The sequence below is a fragment of the Cytobacillus sp. T106 genome, from assembly GCF_040492155.1.
Taxonomy (GTDB): Bacteria; Bacillota; Bacilli; order Bacillales; family Cytobacillaceae; genus Bacillus_AB; species Bacillus_AB infantis.
Genome location: NZ_JBEUMK010000001.1, coordinates 603,945 through 624,777 on the forward strand (window position 1 = coordinate 603,945; position 20,833 = coordinate 624,777).

The 20,833-nt window shown below is 46.4% G+C and carries 22 protein-coding genes; 19 read left to right on the forward strand and 3 right to left on the reverse strand.

Features of this window, described 5'->3' with window-relative positions; genetic code table 11:
• Positions 1-315: 315 nt before the first annotated feature.
• Positions 316-669, forward strand: coding sequence for a GNAT family N-acetyltransferase (locus tag ABU165_RS03020; protein WP_009794769.1), 354 nt, complete (start codon positions 316-318; stop codon positions 667-669).
• 31 nt (positions 670-700) lie between these two features.
• Here ABU165_RS03020 and ABU165_RS03025 read toward each other — a convergent pair whose 3' ends face one another.
• Positions 701-1,222 carry a DUF309 domain-containing protein gene (locus ABU165_RS03025; RefSeq protein ID WP_022544156.1) on the reverse strand — a complete coding sequence of 174 codons (522 nt, stop codon included), beginning with the start codon at positions 1,220-1,222 and terminating at the stop codon, positions 701-703.
• Between the two features lie 129 nt (positions 1,223-1,351).
• Positions 1,352-1,453 (reverse strand): YjcZ family sporulation protein, encoded by a 102-nt coding sequence (locus ABU165_RS03030; RefSeq protein ID WP_022544155.1) that lies wholly within the window; start codon positions 1,451-1,453, stop codon positions 1,352-1,354.
• Between the two features lie 262 nt (positions 1,454-1,715).
• Between ABU165_RS03030 and ABU165_RS03035 the strand changes: the two genes are divergently transcribed.
• The 18 genes from ABU165_RS03035 (at position 1,716) to ABU165_RS03120 (ending at position 19,079) form a co-directional block, all read left to right on the forward strand.
• Entirely contained in the window at positions 1,716-2,465 is a 750-nt protein-coding gene (locus tag ABU165_RS03035) for a segregation/condensation protein A (RefSeq protein WP_009794772.1), read from the forward strand.
• Between the two features lie 5 nt (positions 2,466-2,470).
• Positions 2,471-3,058: an SMC-Scp complex subunit ScpB gene (gene scpB / locus ABU165_RS03040; protein WP_009794773.1), complete on the forward strand. Its 588-nt coding sequence runs from the start codon at positions 2,471-2,473 to the stop codon at positions 3,056-3,058.
• Positions 3,059-3,171: 113 nt separating this feature from the next.
• On the forward strand, positions 3,172-3,615 hold the full coding sequence (locus ABU165_RS03045; RefSeq protein ID WP_094767127.1) for a hypothetical protein: 444 nt from the start codon (positions 3,172-3,174) through the stop codon (positions 3,613-3,615).
• 154 nt (positions 3,616-3,769) lie between these two features.
• Complete coding sequence (locus ABU165_RS03050) at positions 3,770-4,258, forward strand: YpuI family protein (RefSeq protein WP_009794776.1); 489 nt, start codon at positions 3,770-3,772, stop codon at positions 4,256-4,258.
• A 313-nt stretch (positions 4,259-4,571) separates the two neighbouring features.
• Positions 4,572-5,462 (forward strand): superoxide dismutase, encoded by an 891-nt coding sequence (locus tag ABU165_RS03055; protein WP_009794778.1) that lies wholly within the window; start codon positions 4,572-4,574, stop codon positions 5,460-5,462.
• Positions 5,463-5,626: 164 nt separating this feature from the next.
• Positions 5,627-6,778, forward strand: a complete 1,152-nt coding sequence (locus ABU165_RS03060; RefSeq protein WP_224951456.1) for a D-alanyl-D-alanine carboxypeptidase family protein — start codon at positions 5,627-5,629, stop codon at positions 6,776-6,778.
• Positions 6,771-7,358 (forward strand): nucleoside recognition domain-containing protein, encoded by a 588-nt coding sequence (locus ABU165_RS03065; protein ID WP_009794781.1) that lies wholly within the window; start codon positions 6,771-6,773, stop codon positions 7,356-7,358. The genes ABU165_RS03060 and ABU165_RS03065 overlap by 8 nt, the downstream gene beginning before the upstream one ends.
• 6 nt (positions 7,359-7,364) lie before the next feature.
• A complete protein-coding gene (locus ABU165_RS03070) occupies positions 7,365-7,895 on the forward strand; it encodes a spore maturation protein (protein WP_009794782.1) in 531 nt (176 codons plus the stop codon).
• Positions 7,896-8,062: 167 nt separating this feature from the next.
• Complete coding sequence (locus ABU165_RS03075) at positions 8,063-8,803, forward strand: pseudouridine synthase (RefSeq protein ID WP_022544152.1); 741 nt, start codon at positions 8,063-8,065, stop codon at positions 8,801-8,803.
• A 178-nt stretch (positions 8,804-8,981) separates the two neighbouring features.
• Positions 8,982-9,509 (forward strand): thiol-disulfide oxidoreductase ResA, encoded by a 528-nt coding sequence (gene resA / locus ABU165_RS03080; RefSeq protein ID WP_022544151.1) that lies wholly within the window; start codon positions 8,982-8,984, stop codon positions 9,507-9,509.
• Positions 9,510-9,524: 15 nt separating this feature from the next.
• Positions 9,525-11,180: a cytochrome c biogenesis protein ResB gene (resB, locus tag ABU165_RS03085; protein ID WP_148949127.1), complete on the forward strand. Its 1,656-nt coding sequence runs from the start codon at positions 9,525-9,527 to the stop codon at positions 11,178-11,180.
• Positions 11,181-11,182: 2 nt separating this feature from the next.
• Positions 11,183-12,370 carry a c-type cytochrome biogenesis protein CcsB gene (gene ccsB / locus ABU165_RS03090; RefSeq protein ID WP_306009044.1) on the forward strand — a complete coding sequence of 396 codons (1,188 nt, stop codon included), beginning with the start codon at positions 11,183-11,185 and terminating at the stop codon, positions 12,368-12,370.
• Between the two features lie 121 nt (positions 12,371-12,491).
• On the forward strand, positions 12,492-13,208 hold the full coding sequence (locus ABU165_RS03095) for a response regulator transcription factor (protein WP_009794788.1): 717 nt from the start codon (positions 12,492-12,494) through the stop codon (positions 13,206-13,208).
• A complete protein-coding gene (locus tag ABU165_RS03100; RefSeq protein WP_009794789.1) occupies positions 13,205-14,977 on the forward strand; it encodes an ATP-binding protein in 1,773 nt (590 codons plus the stop codon). Before ABU165_RS03095 ends, ABU165_RS03100 begins: the two co-directional genes overlap by 4 nt.
• A gap of 197 nt (positions 14,978-15,174) precedes the next feature.
• Entirely contained in the window at positions 15,175-15,726 is a 552-nt protein-coding gene (gene sigX / locus ABU165_RS03105; RefSeq protein ID WP_318059511.1) for an RNA polymerase sigma factor SigX, read from the forward strand.
• A complete protein-coding gene (locus tag ABU165_RS03110) occupies positions 15,698-16,975 on the forward strand; it encodes a hypothetical protein (RefSeq protein WP_318059510.1) in 1,278 nt (425 codons plus the stop codon). The genes sigX and ABU165_RS03110 overlap by 29 nt, the downstream gene beginning before the upstream one ends.
• 304 nt (positions 16,976-17,279) lie before the next feature.
• Entirely contained in the window at positions 17,280-18,212 is a 933-nt protein-coding gene (locus tag ABU165_RS03115) for a peptidoglycan DD-metalloendopeptidase family protein (protein WP_318059509.1), read from the forward strand.
• A 54-nt stretch (positions 18,213-18,266) separates the two neighbouring features.
• On the forward strand, positions 18,267-19,079 hold the full coding sequence (locus tag ABU165_RS03120) for a histidinol-phosphatase (protein ID WP_318059508.1): 813 nt from the start codon (positions 18,267-18,269) through the stop codon (positions 19,077-19,079).
• 49 nt (positions 19,080-19,128) lie between these two features.
• On the opposite strand, the gene serA is transcribed toward ABU165_RS03120, so the two are convergent.
• A complete protein-coding gene (gene serA / locus ABU165_RS03125) occupies positions 19,129-20,703 on the reverse strand; it encodes a phosphoglycerate dehydrogenase (RefSeq protein ID WP_009794795.1) in 1,575 nt (524 codons plus the stop codon).
• Positions 20,704-20,833 lie beyond the last annotated feature (130 nt).

Below are 20,833 nucleotides of genomic sequence, written 5' to 3' on the forward strand. Positions count from 1 at the left end.
CATTTAGTGTAGAATAAAAAAGGAGTTTGGCGATTGGAGGCAAGTGTATACGATGAAAAAAAATAACTGGCTGCTTTTCTCTTTTTTCCTGGCCATCGGGCTGATTTGGGGATTCATCTATTGGCTGGTCATTGTGCCTGGATCCTGATTCGATTTGATTGCTGTCCTGCTTAAATTTTTGTATCATAGTAATGATTAATGGAACCTGCAACAAAAATGCTTTCTTACATATCATATACTAGCCGCCATATAGTTTAGACAATGGCTTATTGGGAAAAGATAGTTTGGAAATGTTTTATTTAATGAGGGATAATTATGCTAATTCGATATAAAAAGACATTCGAAAAGATTGCCATGGGCTTATTATCATTTATGCCAAATGAAAAGGATCTGAAAAGGCTGCAGCAGACCATGAAGCAGTATGAGTCGGACGACGGCTGGCAGCTGTTCCTATGGAAGCAGGATGATATAACAGGGCTGATCGGGGTTTCTTTCATGGACGGCCCTGCAATGGAAATACAGCATATTTCCGTAAGTCCTTCACATCGCCAGCAGGGCATCGGAAAAGCAATGGTCAAGGCTTTGAGGGATCTGTACCCTGACAGGAAGCTCGTCAGCAATGAAAATACAGAACCGTTTGTAGACAAGTGCACGGATGAAGAATGCTGAAAAGGCAGAGAACCTGGTTCTCTGCCTTTTATTATTCGGTATCATTGCGGGCGTCCCATGCAGCTTTCCGCTCAAGGATGACATCAGTCCGGTCTCTCATCGAATGCCGGTGAATGAGCATTCTGTCAGAAAGATCGCTTGGGCTCCCCCAGACAAGGCCAAGGGATTCTGCCGTTCTTATGCATAGGCTGGCAAGCTCATGATCAGCCAGTGGAATGAAGGGACTCGAGTAAGGTTCTCCTTTTGCAATTCCCTCCAATCTGCCGCTGATCAGCAGCGTGAATTCCCGGGCGCTGATTCCAAGCTCCTTCAGCTGGAGGGGGACCTTGTCCAAAATAGATCGGGATTTCCGCAGCGTCCGTTCAGCGCCTTTGAAGTTGCCGCGGCGATGATGATAGGCGGAAACTGCGAACAGAATGAGCCCTACCCAAACAGAGTCCTTATTCCGCGGGTCTGCTTCTTTCCAGTATTCTTCAAGCACTTCATGGCATTCGAAATAATCTCGGTCTGCATGGAAATGGACAAGATACTGTATATATTCTTCAGGATACATATTGACCTCCCTTTTGCCCTGGTGACTGACATTTTGCACTTATTTTATCATATTCCGGCTTGAAGCGGTGCTGGGGACAAATGAATCAAGAAGAAAGCCCGGCTCATGCCGGGCCTTCAGTCTATAGTTTTAGAAGCACCATGATGCTCCCACAATGATCAGCAGAATGAACAATACCACTATTAGGGCGAAGCCGCCTCCGTAACCGTAACCTGCACCTGCATCTGACATATCACCGATACCTCCTATATAGTCTGCGTTTTTCTTTACAAATTCATCTTATGCGGGAATGGGCCATAACGTATGGGCGCCTGGAAAAAAAGCTCGGAGAGAAGGAATTTCGTTCCCCGGCTTTCTGGAAGTTTGTCTGTATTTTTCTATTGGATATCAGAATGGAATCCTCTATACTAGTAATAGCCATTTACAGCCGGGAACCTGCCTGTGTTTGGCGCAGCATCAGGCAAAATTCAAAATTAGAAATTATGGTGGAAATATGCAGTATAATGTGAAGATTGACGCGTTTGAAGGGCCTCTTGACCTGCTTCTTCATTTAATTAATCGCCTTGAAATAGATATTTACGATATTCCTGTAGCAGAGATTACTGAACAGTATCTTATTTATATACATACAATGAAAGAGCTCGAACTTGACGTTGCGAGTGAATTTCTTGTCATGGCGGCGACCCTGCTTGCCATTAAAAGCAAAATGCTCCTTCCAAAGCATGAGGAAGAGCAGCTGGATGAGTTTGATATGGAGGAAGGGGAAGAAGACCCCCGTGATGAGCTTGTTGAAAGACTTGTAGAATATAAGAAGTATAAAGAAGCTGCAGCTGAGCTCAAAACGAAAGAGCAGGAGCGCGGGCTGATGTTTACAAAACCTCCAAGCGATTTATCGGATTATGCAAAAGACGTGCAGCCTGAAAAGGCAGACTTGAATGTGTCGCTGTATGACGTGCTTGGGGCATTCCAGAAGCTGATGCGGAGAAAGAAGCTCCAAAAGCCGGTCACCGCAAAGGTGGCAAGGCAGGAAATACCTATTGAGAAGCGGATGGATGAAATCCTTGATCAGCTTCAGCGGGCAAGGGTGAAGACAAGCTTTTACGATTTGTTTCCTTCCGATGAAAAGGAACATCTTGTCGTCAGTTTCCTCGCAGTGCTGGAACTGATGAAGAGGAAACAAATCGAGCTGAACCAGGAACATAATTTTGCAGAGATTTTTGTATCTGCAAAGGAGGATCAATAAAAGTTTTGGACATCGTAAATTGGAAAGGGATAACAGAGAGCCTGCTCTTTGCAGCAGGAGATGAAGGATTATCCTTGAAGCAGATCGCTGAGGTGCTTGAGATGGACGAAAGCCAGGCGGAAACCATTTTGCAGGAGCTTATCCAGTCCTGCGAGGATGACTACACGAGAGGCATTACAGTGGCCCAATTTGCCGGCACCTATCAGCTGGTCACAAAGAAGGAGAACTCAGATTATCTTAAGAAATTGGTGGAGACCCCCGGGACAGGCTCCCTGTCACAGGCAGCATTGGAAACCCTTGCCATCATCGCATACAAACAGCCGATCACAAGGGTGGAAATAGAAGAAATCAGAGGTGTTAAAACAGAGAGGCCGCTTCATACATTGGCCGCCAAAGCTTTGATAAAAGAAGCCGGAAGGGCAGAAGGGGCGGGCAGGGCCTATTTATATGCCACTACAAAGGAATTTCTTGATTACTTTGGTTTAAAAAGTATAGACGAGCTTCCTCCGTTGACAGAAAATGATGAGGATGAATATGCAGGGGATGAGGCAGATTTATTTTTCGAAAAGTTTCAGGAAACCTTAGATAATTGATTTTTCTGACACATTCCTGCGGCCTATATGATAAAATATAGCTAGATTGTCCGAAGCTCACTGTTAGCATCGTGCTTTATATCATTTAGCTGTGCCTGCTGCCACAGCAGTGCATGAGCCGGGGAGTGTCTGGATTGTTTATAAAGCAGTGCAAAGGGTATGAATTGGAGAAAGAAATGCCGAACACTTCCGAGGATTTCTTCAACAGGAGCGAGGTGGTGTATATGGAGGAAGGGCAGGAGAAGACCCTCCATGTACTATATATACGCTACTTCGAAGAATCCATGGAAAGCTTCACGCCATTTGGCTCGGACCCTGTGTTCAAGGCAGGCGGCAGGGAAGTGGCTTTCAAGGATTTAGTGGCGCTTGCGTGTTTGCTGAAAAAAACGGGATTACGGGACAGAAAAAGAGTATACATAAATAACAAAGCTGAATTTGAGTCCTATTTTGACAAACTGGATTTCGGCAGATTAAGGGAGGTTTTCAATGGCGTAGAAGAGGAGAAAGGTTTTCAAATCGCTTCGCCTCTTGATTTCTTCAATCATCAGCAAGCTTAACGAAAGCTGCTTGCTGAAGCCTGGCCAGGATTCAAAATAAGGAAGTCCAATACATTAAGAGGCTGCCAGGAAGCCGTCTGAAATGGCAAGGATGGCAAGCCGGTCGAAGCAAGAAAAAGCATGGCATCAGCCTGCAATCTGAAGGGGTGTAACAATGGCGAACACAATCGTTAAATCGCAGACAGAAGAAGTGAAAAAATTCCTGGGAAATACTGTTTCAGAATTGGAAGCATATTTAAATGAAACAACACTATCCGGCCTCATAAAGGAAAAGGACGGAGACCGGAATTATTATAAAATGGTTTTGGGAAATCTGAGAAAGTTGCTTGTTTTCTGTGAGGAAGGCCTTGATGCCTGCAGTGTACTCCTGAAAAATGAGCCTTTCCCAAAGCCTGCGGCCGAAAAGACGCTTTACCGCATTTATCATCAGTGCATTGACGAATTCTTCTCGCCGAAAAATGATGCATGGTTCGAAAACAGCCGTTCCGCTTATACCGGGAAAAACTCCATTAAGTTTCAGGGAGGGGTCCCTGAAAGCATGAAGGGAATCTTTGACAGCCTGGAGAGTGAGTTCCAAAGGATCCGGGAAGAGCTTGAATATTATGAAACAGATTACCGGACAAAAATGATTCAATCCAAATAGAACAAAGGCTGCCGACAAGGCGGCTTTTTTTATAGTTAAGGGATTTATAAAGTGGAAGACTTGTGGATGATTTTCATTTCTTGATCCACGTCCAGCAGCTGAGCCGAGGTCATATGCCAAACCACCCAACAAGAAAGAATGCCTTTCGGGGTGTTCGTCTTATGCTAATTGGGGGTGGTCAAGGCGCTTGCGCTTTTGTTCTATTTATGAAGGCCGCCGGAAGTGGACATGTACAAATTTCGCCTGGGATAAGCAAATATTTTAACATCATACATATCATTGGAAAAGGAGGAAGACAGATAGGAGGGGAAGGATGAGCAAGTTTCACGATTATATCAAGGATGTATTCAATTGGAATGAGGAAATGAAGAGATTCCTGGAATCGGAGGATGTGGAGAAAGACGCAGAACTATGGGTAAAACTGGATAAATTCTCGGGAGTGATTGAAAAGCTTGACGGCCAGCTTGATATAGAGGAGCTGAATGCGCTCCAGTCCCGTGTAGATGAACTTCATAACGATGTTGAACAGTATTTTTCCAGAAGGCAGCCGGTCGGCCATATTTACATCAATGAACCTTTTATTCCGGCAGGCGGCCATTCCCTTCCGCCGCTGCCATATGGCTATGACAGCCTAGAACCATATATAGCAGAAGAAATCATGAGGCTTCATCACACGAAGCACCATCAGTCTTATGTTGATGGACTGAACCGTGCTGAGGAAATGCTTAAAAAGGCACGGCAAGATGGCGATTTTAAACTTGTTAAGCATTGGTCGAGAGAGCTGGCATTCCATGGCTCCGGCCATTACCTCCATACTATTTTTTGGAATAATATGAGCCCCTCTGGGGGAGGGAAGCCATCTGGTGCCCTGCTGGGAGAGATAGAAAAGTATTTTGGAAGCTTTGAACAGTTCAAGAAGCATTTTTCTGAAGCTGCCAAACAGGTGGAAGGCGTCGGCTGGGCAATCCTTGTCTGGTCACCGCGTTCAAGGCATCTTGAAATCCTTCAATCGGAAAGGCATATGCTGCTTACCCAGTGGGATACGATCCCGATTCTTGCCCTTGATGTCTGGGAGCATGCCTACTATCTGCAGTATAAAAATAACCGCGCCGATTATGTGAATAACTGGTGGAATATTGTGAACTGGAAAGATGCAGAGGAACGCTTCCAAAAAGCAAGCCAGCTGAAATGGAAGCCTTTTTAGAAGTATGGGGATGGCAGCAGCCATTCCTTTTTTTATGGGGAAGGCAGAGATGCCGATATATGGATTATAAGAATGGAGACACCCGCCGCTTTTCATTTTTAGTCATAAGCTGTCCCGACTCGCATAAACTTGTACAAACATATTAGGAGACGGGGTTTTGGAGAATGAACAGATTGTTTAGATGGATGCTATTATCCTGCATAGCAGCTGTCCTGGCAGCGAATCTGCCTGCAAAGGTACAAGCTGCCTATTCGGCCAGCTCAGGCAGCGCCATACTGATGGAGCAAAGCACCGGGAGGATCCTGTATGAGAAGGATGCTTATACGAAGAAAAGGATTGCAAGCATAACGAAGATTATGACAGCCATCCTTGCCATTGAATCCGGGAAGCTGGATACAAAGGCCAAGGTGAGTGAAAAGGCTGTACGGGCTGAAGGATCATCTATTTATCTGCAGCCGGGAGAAAAAATTCTATTGGAGGACCTGGTTTACGGACTTATGCTCAGGTCGGGGAATGACTCGGCGGTGGCAATTGCCGAACATGTCGGGGGAAGCCTTGAAGGGTTTGTATACTTAATGAACAAAAAAGCTGAAGAAATCGGCATGATAAATACCCATTTTGCCAATCCGCACGGGCTCGATGACCATGAGGAACACTATTCTACCGCGTATGATATGGCAGTCCTGACCAGATATGCCATGAACAATGAAACATACAGGAAAATAGCAGGGACGAAAATGCATCGGGCGCCGAACCCGAATGAAAGCTGGGACAGAGTCTGGAAAAATAAGAACCGCCTCCTCACCGAATTGTATGAATATTGCACAGGGGGAAAAACAGGTTATACAAAACGTGCCAAAAGGACGCTGGTTACCACTGCCTCAAAGGATGGTCTGGACCTGATTGCGGTTACGCTGAATGGCCCGGATGACTGGAACGACCATATCGGCATGTATGAGAGCGGGTTCAAGGAATATTCGCTCAAAAAAGTTGTTGAACAAGGCGGGATCAGGGAGCTGGAGGATACTGCCTATGAAAAAAAAGCCTTTTTGAAGACAGACTACAGCTATCCTGCCTCTGAAAATGAAAAAGACCTTTTCCGTGTCGAATATAAGATGCTGAAGCCTTCGGGAAGCTGGAAGGAAGATAAGGATTTTCCCGATGTGGTCGGAAGGGCCATTGTTTACTTTGAGAACAAGCAAGTGAAAAGTCTGCCGATTTACTATGAAAAAGAGCCCCAGAAAGAAGAAAAATCTTTTTTGGATTTCTTTAAGAGCATCTTTATGACAATTGCTGGAGTTAAAACAGATGGTTAATATTATTTGGGTTGCGATGACCGTGATCGGGATTGTTTTTGCCATTTTCAATGGCACAATGGCTGAAGTAAATGAAGCGGTCTTCAGCGGGGCGAAAGAAGCGGTCACCCTTTGCATCGGGCTCATCAGCATCCTTGTCTTCTGGCTGGGGATGATGAGGATTGCCGAAGACGCAGGACTGCTGAAAAAATTGGCTTTTCTTTTCAGGCCGGTAGTGACAAGGCTTTTTCCTGATGTTCCTAAGGACCACCCGGCAATGGGGTATATCTTATCGAATATGATGGCGAATATGTTCGGGCTGGGCAATGCGGCCACGCCACTTGGAATAAAGGCAATGGAGCAGCTTAAAGCGCTGAATGGCGGAAAAACCGAGGCGAGCAGGTCGATGATCACCTTCCTGGCCATCAATACCTCAAGCCTGACACTCATCCCGACAACGGTGATTGCCATCAGGATGAACTATCACTCTGCCTCTCCTACTGAAATTGTCGGGCCGACCTTGATTGCCACCTTTTGCTCAACACTCGGGGCAATCCTGATCGACAGGTACTTTTATTACAGACGAACCCGTAAAGGATGAGCGCGAATGGAAATTGTCTCTTTAATCTCATTATGGTTTATCCCGGTGCTGATTGGATTTATCCTGCTGTACGGTACTTATAAAAAAGTCCCTACATATGAGAGCTTTGTGGATGGCGGCAAGGAAGGAATCAAGATTGCTGTTTCCATCATCCCTTTTTTAGTCGGGATGCTGGTGGCCATTACTGTCTTCAGGGCTTCAGGGGCACTTGAATTCATGATGGGTTTTATCAGGCCGGCAATGGAAGCGGTCGGGGTCCCTCCCGAAATCGCCCCGCTCGCCATCATCAGGCCGATATCAGGCACTGCGGCCCTTGGCATGACAAGTGACCTGATTGCTGCCCATGGGCCGGATTCTTTTATCGGAAGGCTCGCCTCCACGCTCCAGGGAAGCACAGATACGACCTTTTATGTGCTGACAGTCTACTTTGGGGCTGTAGGCATTAAAAAAATGGGGGATGCGCTGAAGGTGGGCCTCCTGGCCGATCTTGTCGGCTTTATTGCAGCGATAGCAGTTGTCATGCTTGTATTCGGATAAGAAAGGGAAGGGCGCCGAAAAACGGCGTCCTTTTTGTGGTTCCATGGAGGACCTGTTCCGCTTTCGGCATACTTTTAACATCGGCTGCTTTGAAAATAGGCCGGTTTGTGTCATAATTCATTAGATGGACAAAAGATTGCCATAAGTATTTTATTGAGGTGACATAAATGGAAAGGCTTCAAAAAGTGATTGCCCATGCAGGGGTTGCATCGAGACGAAAAGCGGAGCAGCTGATTGCAGAGGGACATGTAAAAGTAAATGGGAAAGTTGTAAAAGAACTTGGACTGAAAGTTTCTTCTTCAGACAGGGTGGAAGTGGACGGAATCCCGGTTGAAAGGGAAGAGCCTGTGTATATCCTTCTGTATAAGCCCAGAGGGGTTATTTCAAGTGTGACGGATGAAAAGGGAAGGAAGGTCGTAACTGATCTCCTGCCTCAGATCAAGGAGAGGGTCTACCCTGTCGGCAGGCTTGATTTCGACACTTCGGGCCTCCTGCTGATGACCAATGACGGAGAATTTGCCAATCTGCTCATGCATCCGAAAAACGAAGTGGAAAAGGTATATGTGGCGAAGATCAAAGGAATACCAGCCAGGGAAAAACTGAAAAGCCTTGAAAGGGGTGTCCGCCTGGAGGATGGCAAAACAGCTCCGGCAAGAGTCAAGGTGCTTTCAATTGACAAACAAAAGAATACAGCCATCGTTGAACTGGTCATCCATGAAGGAAGGAACCGCCAGGTCAGAAGGATGCTGGAGGCCATCGGGCACCCGGTCATGAAGCTCAAAAGGGAGCGATACGGCTTTCTTACTCTGCAGGGATTGAGCGCAGGTGATGCGAGGGAGCTTACAGCCCATGAGGTAAAACAGCTCAGGACTCTTGCGAGCAGTGCCGGCAAAAAGAAAAATTCATAGAAGTTTCACAGTTGGAAGGCTTTGTTAACAACAGTGCGATAATGAATAAGGTATAATGATAGACAGTTGCCCGGGGGAGCGCTCATACCTGCACGCAAAGGATTGTATGCGGATTCTTGCAGGGTGCTGCAGCTCCATCCAAGGGCTAAGAAGCAGCATGAACATCAGGGAGGTACTTATGAAAAAACGGCGTCTCGTTATGAGAACAGTCATTTTGCTTGTTCTGGGTGCTGCCGTTGCATACACTCTATACGCAAGCATAACGAAAGATGATATCAGAAAAGTTGCAGTCGGGGAAAAAGCCCCTGATTTTGCTTTGGTGGACATGGATGGGGAAAAGCACAGGCTTTCAGATTATGAAGGACAGGGTGTTTTCCTGAACTTCTGGGGAACCTGGTGCAAGCCTTGTGAAAAGGAAATGCCTTATATGAATAACCAGTACAAACAGTTCACGGACGAGGGCGTCCAGGTGCTGGCTGTAAATGTAGGCGAATCTGATTTTGCCGTCAAGAAGTTTGCTGAAAGATATGGACTCGCATTCCCGATTGTCAATGACAAGGATGGTCAGGTGCAGAATGCTTACGCCATCGATCCCCTTCCCGCCACATTCCTGATCAATCCGGAGGGCGAAGTGGTGAAGATTCATACCGGCCAATTGACAGAAGATACGATCCGCACCTTCATGGAGCAGATCCAACCTAAGTAACAGGGAGTTTTTAGGATGAAAGAAGTTAAATGCGAATGCGGGCATCTCAATCCGCATGGGACCATTCTTTGTGAATCATGCGGAAAGGTGCTCGAGGAGCAGGCAAAAGACAAAAAGCTGATCGATATGAGATATGAAGGGACAGCGCGGCGCTCACAAACCTATAATAAGACATTTGTGGACAAAATCTGGAATTTCTTTTCCTCTGTCAAAGTCGGCGTGTGGATCATCGTACTCACCCTTATTGCATCGGCAATGGGGACAATCCTCCCGCAGGAAATGTATATCCCTCCGACCATGCCTGCTGCCGAATATTATGAAGACCAGTACGGATGGTTCGGGAAGCTGTATTATGAACTTGGCTTCCATAATCTCTACAGCTCATGGTGGTATTTAATCCTGATTGCTTCCCTCGGCGTTTCTTTGGTCATTGCCAGCCTTGACCGGGCAGTCCCTTTATACCGGGCTTTAAAGACCCAGCGTGTTACAAGGCATGAAGGCTATTTAAAGCGCCAGAGGCTTTTTGGGATTTCAAAGACTGATAATGTTGACGGGCAGTATGAAGTGATCAAGGAAAAGCTGAAGGCAAGAAAATACAATATCCGTGAAGAAAACGGCAATGTCCTTGCTGAAAAAGGCCGCTTCTCCCGCTGGGGCCCCTATGTCAACCATGTCGGCCTGATCATTTTCCTGATTGGAGGCATGCTCCGCTTTGTTCCCGGAATGTACGTGGATAAAGTGCTGTGGATCAGGGAGGGCGAAACGAAGGTAATCCCTGAAACAAAGGGAGAATATTATCTTTCCAATGAGGCATTCACTCTAGAAGTCTATGATAAAGAAACTGACAAAGAAGTCTTTAATGATGCGATTGACAGGGCAGGCACCGTCGCTAAGAATTATCAATCTGATGTGACCTTGTACCGGAAACAGGGTGAAACCGTTACCGGTGAAACCCATGACCTTGAAAAGGTAAAGAATTATAGCATCAAGGTTAATGAGCCGCTGAAGTTCGAGTCGTTTGCACTATATCAGGTAGATTATAAGCTGAACGAACTGAACAAAATGTCATTTTCCCTGACAAATAAAGAATCAGGGGAGACATTCGGCGATTTGACGGTTGATCTGTATGATCCCAAGACTGAATATAAGCTGAATGAAGGCTATTCAGTAGAAGTTGTCAGCTATTTCCCGGACTTTGAATTCGATGAAAATGGAGACCCGACAACCAAATCACGCATCCCGAATAATCCGGCATTTGTTTTCAAAATGTTTACACCGGATAAGCCGGACGGTGAAGTCAGCTTTGTGGCCATTCAGCAGACAATCGAGCCCATGGGGGACAATGAATATAAACTGGCCTTCCAGGGCGTCGAGACAAAGGATGTTTCAGGCCTGACAGTGCGCAAGGATCTGACTCTTTGGATACTGGCTCTCGGAGGGGCGATCTTCATGATCGGCGTCATCCAGGGCGCCTACTGGAACCACCGCCGTATCTGGCTGCGCCGCTTCGATGGTGAAGTGTGGGTTGCCGGCCATACAAATAAGAACTGGCATGGCCTGAAGAGGGAGATTGAGCTCGCCCTTGAAGATACAGGCATCAGCATGCCTGAAGACCAGATGGAAAATGATAAAACTGATAAACTGGAAAAATCAGAAAAGGAGGGGCAATAATTGTGGTAGCACTGAGCGGAAATTTATTATACACTGCTTTTATTTTATACTTAATTGCCACATTATTTTTTGGCGGAAGCATAAGGGATAAAAAACATGGCGCCGGCCAAAAGTCTCCAAACAGATGGGCAAAGATTGCCATTATCGTGACCATTGCCGGGTTCGCAGCCCAGCTGGGTTATTTTATTACCCGCTGGGTCGCCTCCGGCCATGCTCCTGTGAGCAATCTTTTTGAATTTATGACATTCTTCGGGATGTCCCTTGTTGGAGCATTCATCATCATTTACTTTTTATACAGAACACCGATGCTTGGTGTGTTTACCATGCCGGTCGCGCTGCTTGTCATCGCTTATGCCAGCATGTTTCCGCGCGATATCTCGCCGCTCATCCCTGCTTTGCAGAGTGACTGGCTTTATATCCATGTAACGACTGTTTCTATCGGCGAAGCGATTCTTTCAGTCAGCTTTGCAGCAGGCCTGATCTATCTGGTGAAGGCTGTTGACCAGTCAAAATCCAGCAAACGGACCTTCTGGCTTGAAGCAGTCATGTTCGGACTTATTTGTACTGTAGGTTTCATTGCGGTCTCATCCATTTTCTCAGCGGCTGATTATAAAGCAAGCTTTACATGGATAGACAAAGGGGACCAGGAATCAGTACTTGAATACTCCATGCCTGCCATAACGGGCCCTCATGAAGGAACACTTACCACTGACGGCAGATTTGAGCCGCTTGTGGAAATGCCGGCTATCATCAATGCTAAAAAACTGAATACTGTCATATGGTCGATCGGGGCAGGACTCATCCTTTACGGATTGCTCAGGCTAATCCTCCGCAAGAGGATTGCTGCAAGCATCCAGCCGCTGGTCCGCAACATCAAACTGGACCTTGTGGATGAAATCGGATACCGTTCAGTCTTGATAGGATTCCCGGTATTTACGCTGGGAGGGCTTATCTTTGCGATGATCTGGGCACAAATTGCCTGGACGAGATTCTGGGGCTGGGACCCGAAAGAGGTATGGGCGCTTGTCACATTCCTGTTCTACGCTGCTTTCCTTCATCTCCGGCTGTCCAAGGGCTGGCATGGAGAAAAATCGGCATGGCTCGCAGTCATCGGGTTTGCCATCATTATGTTTAACCTGGTTGCAGTCAATCTTGTCATTGCAGGTCTGCACTCATACGCGGGATCCTGACAATAATTCCATAAAGCCTTCACGATTTCTATGTGGAGGCTTTTTTTAAAATATAGACATTTGCGGCATTCCGGCTGCCCAGGGGACCCCTCGCAGCTGATCTATTAAAGGAGGATTTTATATGGAAAGAGAAACCAAAATCCTGGTAGTGGACGATGAGGTAAGAATCAGGCGGCTTTTAAAGATGTACCTGGAGAGGGAGAACTATGTGATTGAAGAAGCCGGTGACGGCAGCGAGGCTCTGGAGAAGGCTTTTGAAACTGATTATGATGTTATCCTGCTGGACTTGATGATGCCGGGCAAGGATGGGATCGAAGTATGCCGTGAGCTCAGGGAAAGAAAGGCGACGCCTGTCATCATGCTGACAGCGAAGGGCGAGGAAGTGAACCGGGTCCAGGGCTTTGAAGCAGGGACAGATGATTATATCGTCAAGCCGTTCAGCCCGCGGGAGGTTGTCCTCCGGGTAAAGGCACTTCTGCGCCGGTCCAGCACGACGAGCTACCTGCAGACTGAAACTGCTGCAAAAGATGTAATCGTATTCCGGCATTTAACCATCGATAATGATGCCCACCGGGTAATTGCAGACGGTAAAGAGGTCAGCCTGACTCCCAAGGAATATGAGCTCCTGTATTTCCTTGCAAAATCTCCAGATAAGGTTTTCGACCGCGAGCAGCTGCTTAAGGAAGTCTGGCAGTATGAATTTTTCGGAGATTTAAGGACAGTTGACACACATGTGAAAAGGCTGAGGGAAAAGCTGAATAAAGTATCTGAGCAGGCAGCGCGGATGATCGTTACGGTCTGGGGCGTCGGCTACAAATTCGAGGTTGTTAATGAATGATGTTTTGGCGCAGTGTAGTAGGCAAGCTTTGGATCACAATCATTTTTCTGGTGGCCTTTGTCCTTTTTACCCTTACGGTACTCCTTCTTGAGTTTTTCGAGAACAACCAGATCAATGAGATTGAAAAAGGGCTGACCAAAACGGCCAACAAGATCTCCGTGATTCTCAAGGAGCATGACCTTGATGTGGGGCTGGAGATTTCCTGGGAACTGGTCGATGACGTGACCAATATTGCTATCATCAAGAGCGATGAAGAGTATTACCATTCACCTGACAAAGGAGAGCCGATCGAGCTCCCCCGCGAATTCTTCATGGAAGATAAAGGGCTGGCCGAGGCTTTTTCCGGACGGTCAGTCAAGAAGGTATATCCATACCCGGCCAGCGGTAATTCTGAGGAGGATTCACGCATCCTGATCATCGGTGTGCCGTATGTTGACGATGGGGACACCGGAGCTGTATTTATATACCAGTCTCTTGAAGAAATGCAGAAAACGACAAGATCAACCACTAAGTTCATTATTCTTGCTGCAGGAATCGCCATTATCCTTACCACCATCTTTGCATTCTTCCTATCAACAAGAATCACAGCACCGCTCCGAAAAATGAGGGAGGCGGCTTTTGAAGTGGCGAAGGGCAAGTTTGATACGAAGGTCCCTATTCTCACCCATGATGAAATCGGAGAGCTGGCAACCGCTTTTAATCAGATGGGCAGGCAGCTGAAATTCAATATCAATGCTCTGAGCCAGGAAAAAGAGCAGCTTGCAAGTATATTGAGCGGAATGGCGGACGGTGTGATCACCTTCAGCCGCGACGGGACCATCCTTGTCACCAACCCTCCTGCTGAGCGCTTCATCCAGAACTGGTATTATGAGCAGGGGGAAGAGAGTACGAATATTGAAGCAGTCCCTTCAGAAGTAATGAAGCTGTTTCAGCGCGCCGTCGATACGGGAAAAGAGCAGATAGGCGAAATGCCGATCCAGGGAAGAATCTGGGTCATCATCGTCAGCCCTTTGTATAACAATACTTTTATCCGCGGAGCGGTTGCCGTTCTGCGTGATATGACAGAGGAAAGGCAGCTGGATAAGCTGAGAAAAGACTTTATTGCCAATGTCTCCCATGAGCTCAGGACGCCAATCGCCATGATGCAGGGCTACAGTGAAGCGATTGTGGATGACATTGCAGGGACAGATGAAGAGAAAAAGGAAATGGCAAGCGTCATTTATGACGAGTCACTTAGGATGGGCAGGCTGGTCAATGAACTGCTTGACCTGGCAAGGATGGAAGCGGGCCACATACAGCTTACCCTGGACAGAGTCGAACTGAAGCCATATATCAGCAGGATTGCAAGGAAATTTCAAGGGCTTTCCAAAGAGAAGATTATCAAGCTCGAAAGCGAATTCAGCATAACAGAAGATGATTTTGTTTTTGATCCTGACAGAATTGAACAGGTGCTGACCAATCTGATTGACAATGCCATCCGGCACACACCTGAAGACGGGTCTGTCAAAATAACAGTAAAGTCAGAAGAAAAAGGCCTGATGGTCGAGGTTTCTGATTCCGGATCCGGTATCCCGGAGGAGGATCTTCCGTTTGTTTTTGAACGATTCTATAAGGCAGATAAAGCAAGGACAAGAGGAAGGTCAGGGACAGGTCTCGGTCTTGCAATCGCAAAAAATATCATTGACGCCCACAAAGGGCAGATTTCTGTACAAAGCAAACTGCAGCAGGGAACGACATTTTCCTTTGTCATTCCTCGAAATATTGAATAAAAGACAGGAAAATGCCGTTTATTCTTGATTCACAAGAAACATATACACCATATAAAGCATCATTCATCAAAAGAGGAAGCAGCTGGAAGGGAATACACAAAAAGTCCCTTCCTTTTTTTTCTGAGAAATACTATATTTATAGATGTAACTTTTTGTACATAAACTGCGACTAATTTATGAACGGGGAGGGAAGACCTATGGACTCCGTTTTTGATGACTTATATATCAATTATCATCAGGACGTTTTTCAATTCCTATTTTATATGGTGAAGAGCAAAGAGCTGGCCGAGGATCTGGTGCAGGAAGTATATATCCGTGTCCTTAAATCCTATGACCGGTTTGAAGGAAAAAGCAGCGAGAAAACCTGGTTATTCTCTATTGCCCGTAATGTTGCAATCGATTCTTTCCGGAAGCAGAAAGGTTGGAAACAGAGGATACTGGAAAAGTTCGACTGGACGGAGCAGCAGATCAGGGACGACAGCCCTGTACCGGAAGATATCGCTATGCAGCGCGAAGAAATCCAGATGATCTACCGCTGCCTTGACTTATGCACAGTCGACCAGAAGATGGTGATTATTATGAGATATATCCAGGAGCTGTCTATTTCGGAAACGGCCGAAGCCCTCCATTGGACCGAAAGCAAGGTAAAGACAACCCAGCATAGGGCTCTGAAGGTATTGAAGGGCCATATGGAGACTTTATTGATAAAGGAGGGAAGAGATGGTGAAAAAATCAGAGTGGAACGATGAACAGCTTGAGAGGCTGCTCCGGCAGCTTCCAAAGATACAGGATGAGCGGGCCCCACAGGAAATCTACCAGAATGTATCCCGCCGGATGCGGAAGCGGAGACGCACATTCTGGGTCATTCCTGCAGCGGCAGCTGCTGCGGCTGTCCTTCTTCTCTTTATCCTGATTCCGGGCATGACCGGTCAGCAGTTTCAGGAATCTGCAGATCAGGCGGCAGAAAACAAAGGCGACCAGGCTTCTTCAGGAATTGAACCTTCTGAACAGAAAGAAAACAGCTATGAGACTGCCCAAAAAAGTGAAGACACCAGCGAAGGGGAGGCAGGGGTCCAAAATGATTCTGAGGCAGAGCCGTCAGAAACAGAAGTGCAGGAGGATGACGGGAAAGCGGGGCTGGCTTCTTTTGCGGAAGAAGAAAGCGACTACCGGACCGCTTTATATGAAGAAGATGTTCAGGAGCAGACGATCCTTACCTATGCCATCCCTGATGCAAATATACAGACACTAGTGCCTGTAAGCGTCCTTGCTGCACCGGAGGAAGGCAAGACAGAATTTGATTTATATAAAGAAACTATGGAAAAGCTGACGGAGGAAGAATGGGGGCTGGGCGAAGCTTATCCGATCCCGGAAACTGAGCTGTATTATGATCAGGAAACTGAAACTTTGACAGCAGACCTGACAAAAGAAGCAGACTTAAACGGCTCTGCTAAAGAAGTCTTGTTCAACAGTATTTTAACGAATAATATTGATTCGCTTCATGCAAAATCAGTCCTTTTGACAACAGAGGGAGAACCAGGAGTAGAATACCCTCACACAGGAGTGGTAGAAAGTCTTCCCGTTGCAGATGACAAAGGAAATCATGCTTATTACTTTTTATACACTAATCCTCAATCTCCCCCATTCATTGTGCCTGGAGAAGAAAGCTATGGCTCAATACAGGAAGCAATCGAGGCAATGAAAATGAACAAAGACACGCTTGGGCTGGAGCCGTCTATCCCAAGCGATATGAATATAAAAAGCGAGACAGAGTCCGAAGGCGAAGGCAGTGAGCTCACACTGACCCTGGAAGAAGGCACTAAGCTTGAGGATAATGCTGTTTCGTCGTATACCATCGAAGCGATCCTTCTGATGGCCAAAGGATTCAATTACAGTACAGTAAAGCTGGATAATGCCGAGATTGAAGAAGTAGGAAGCTTTCAGCTGCAGGAAGCATTGAATGTTCCGGCAGCGCCGAACTTGCGGCAGCTCCCATAATTTTAAAATATATGCATAGAACAGGGATCGGCCCATAGGCTGAACCCTGTTTTTATTTTTGAAGAATAACAAAATATATTTTCTCCTTAGATTACGGTCTATAGCTTCACCTGCCTTTGAATTTTCCTAAATAACCTTAATATTCTTTCATGTATAAACCCGCCTGCCGTAATTGCATAATAATGGCTGTGTTTTCTCCCGGGAAATCGTGCAGGAATAATAAGATTTCCGGACACGGAGGTTCTAATATAGGACATGCTTTCATACGGTGGGAAAGTAAAGCTGAAATGGCAAGGAGGATCATATGAGAGATTATATAAGAAGGTTTTTAATAGCATGGCTTGTGCTGGTATTCATTAGCCTGCTTTTCATCGGCGGCAGGCAGCCGCAGGCTTCAGAACTGCATGATGAAGTGTTTGCTTCAGGCTGGCAATGGCCGGCAGATGGTGTCCTGTCTGATTGCTTCGGCACCCGGAATGGCGCACACAAAGGAATTGATATCGCTTCAGCCCCCGGTACACCGGTTTTTGCAGCAGAGGAGGGCATTGTGACCAGATCCTATTATTCTGATTCTTATGGGAATGTAATATTTATTAAGCATCAGAATGGCACTGAGACCGTTTATGCCCATCTCCAGGAGAGAAAGGCAGCAGAAGGGGAAAAGGTGCTGCAGGGCCAGACAATCGGCACTATGGGCAATACAGGGGATTCCTCTGGTGTCCATCTTCATTTCGAAGTACATATATCAGAATGGACATACGATAAGCAGAACGCTGTCGATCCATTCCTTGCACTAGGAGAAACTGAGATCGGTTCGGCTGTCAGTTCAGTGCAGCCTGCAGAAGGTTCCAATACTATTGAAACGGCCAGCCTGCTGCTAGCAGATGATAATGGACAGCCCTTCGCCGCTGCACGCAGAAATGACGAAAGTGCCGGGAGGAAAGGTACAGCAGCCAGTGAAACAATGAAAAATTCCATTCTTAAGCCTCCAGCAGTGCCCGCTGCCGAGGCGCGTGAGCATAGGCTCAGGCTGCGGCAGCTGATGATTGCTTCCAGGAGCCATGAGAAGGGCAAAGAAGCTGCTGCACCAGTATATGAAGTGAAAACCGGAGATACTTTGTATTCTATATCAGCCAAATTGGGGACCACAGTATCACAGCTTAAAAAAGCAAACAGTCTGGCAGATGACATCATTCATCCCGGAGATATTCTTTCTGCCGGATTATTCACAGAATAGATTGAAGCCTGTCCTCTCCCGAAGTATAATGAATAAAATTGGGGAGGGGATACTTTGCTTACCGATTACCATAATCACCTGGAAAAAGGCACTTTGACGCTTGATTATTTAAAACAATTTACAGACAAAGCCGAGGAAAAAGGAATTGCCCACTTCGGCATTTCCGAGCATGCCTACCATTTCTATCAGACTGCAGATATACTGAGGAATCCATGGGTAGATGAAAGGCGCTATTATGATATGAATGATTATACAGCGCTTTTCAGGGAGGCCTGGAACAGCGGCATTGATGTGAAGATGTCGATCGAAATGGACTATACCCCGGGAAAGCATGATGAAATGCGCCGGTTTATCACGGGCTATGACTTTGATTACATAATTGGGTCTATCCATTGGATCGGGGATTTTGGGATTGACCTTTCAGAATACAGGCATGAATGGGACAAAAGGGATCTGTATGAAGTATACCGAGCCTATTTTGACCAAGTCGTCACCCTTGCCCAGTCCAATCTCTTCGATATCATCGGCCATATCGATTTAGTGAAAATATTTAAATATGTACCGCAGGATGAAGAATTCCTGCTGGAGCAGTATGAAAGGGCTGTAAATGCCCTTGCTGAATCAAAAACCTGTGTCGAAATCAGTACAGCCGGGCTGAGGAAGCCTGTAGGGGAGCTTTACCCGGATCCGAGGCTCTTAAGGAAATGCTATGAGAAAAACATTCCGATTGTCCTGTCATCCGATGCCCACTTTCCGAAGGATGTAGGCGCCGATTTTGATCAGGCGCTCCTGCTGGCAAGAGAAGCGGGTTATGAGAAAATCATGACCTTTTCCAAGGGAGAAAGGGTTGAGCATCCGATCGGCTGAAGAGGAAAAAGAAGATGGCGGTTTCCGCCATCTTCTTCTTTTTGTACTGCTATAGAGATATATTCCTGATCGAAACGATATCTTCCTGGCCTTCAAGCAATTTGAACGAGCTTTCTCCAAGAGGCTTATCAAATGATAAAACCATGATGGCTTCACCGCCGGCCTCTTTCCGCCCTACCTGCATGGCGGCGATATTGATGGAATGGTCGCCCAGGACTTTTCCTACCCGCCCGATTACCCCTGGACGGTCCATATGCTGAATATAAAGAAGTTCTCCCTCGGGAAGGAAGTCAATATTGAATCCATTCAGGAATACGATGCGCGGACCGTAATTTTCAATGAATGTCCCCCTGACAATAAATTCGCTTTTATCGTTTCTCGCTGCAACGGAGATGCAGTTCGCATAGCCGAATCCTGACACTGATATCTTTTCACCGATTGTTATGCCGCGTTCTTTTGCAGTTAAAAGCGCGTTCACTTCGTTCACGTGAATATCTATGCGGTTCTTGAAAAAACCTGATAATAAGGCTTTTGTCAGATAAGAAGTTTCCAGCTCTGTGACAGTCCCGGAATAGGTGATGGAAATTTCCTGAACCCCTTCGGTCACGCACTGTGAAAGAATCAGGCCGATTTGCTTGGAAAGCTGGTGGAAAGGCTGTATTTTATCATAGATCTCCTTCGACATCGCCGGAAGATTGATGCTGTTGGAGACAGGCTTATTTTCCAGAAAAAGCCGGACTTCCTCGGCTACCTGTGTTGCGACATTCAGCTGTGCCTCCCTTGTTGAAGCGCCGAGATGAGGGGTTACAATCACATTGTCAAACCTGAGGAGCGGATTATCGAAGGGAGGCTCCTCTTCAAAAACATCAAGGGCAGCACCTGCAATATGTCCGTTCCTGATATATTCTGCAAGATCCTTTTCATTGATGATCCCGCCGCGGGCGCAATTAAGGAAATAAACGCCTTTTTTGGTCAATTCTATTTTTTTGGCGTCAATCAGGCCCTTTGTCTGAGGGGTCAGTGGAGTATGGACAGTGATAATATCCGCTTTTTTCAGCACTTCCTCAAGAGGAAGGCTTTCAACGGCAAGCTTGGCAGCCCGTTCTTTCGTCAAGAAAGGATCATAAACAGAAATGGACATGCCAAAGGCCTTAGCGCGCTTGGCCAGCTCAGAACCAATCCTGCCCATGCCGACAATGCCCAGTGTCTTTCCGAATAGCTCATTCCCGATGAAGCTATTTCTGTTCCATTCCAGATTTTTGACGGTCCGGTGGGCCTGGGGGATATTCCTCATCAAAGAAGCCATCATTGCAAAAGTGTGCTCTGCAGTGGAAATGGTATTTCCATCAGGGGCATTGACCACCACGATCCCTCTTTTAGTAGCCTCAGCAACGTCAATATTGTCGACCCCGACACCAGCTCTTGCAATAATTTGGAGTCTTGGCATTTTATCGAGCAGTTCACAGTCCACTGTTGTGGCGCTCCTGACCAAAAGGGCATCAATATTTTCCAGATCTGCTTCAGGGTCATCTGTCTTTTTTTGTATCAGCCGGGCATTCTCCATCTCAGTGAGAGGAAGCAATCCAGCTCCGCTGATTGAATCTGCAACAAGAATTTGAAACATAGCCAATCCACCTGCTTTATAATAATTTTCTGATAATTTTACAAGACGAACAATTTTCTGTCAATGAGGCAAAACGTTCTTGTTTGGATGTAAACGCTTTATTATAAAAGAAGTTTTCAGGTTTGAGTGA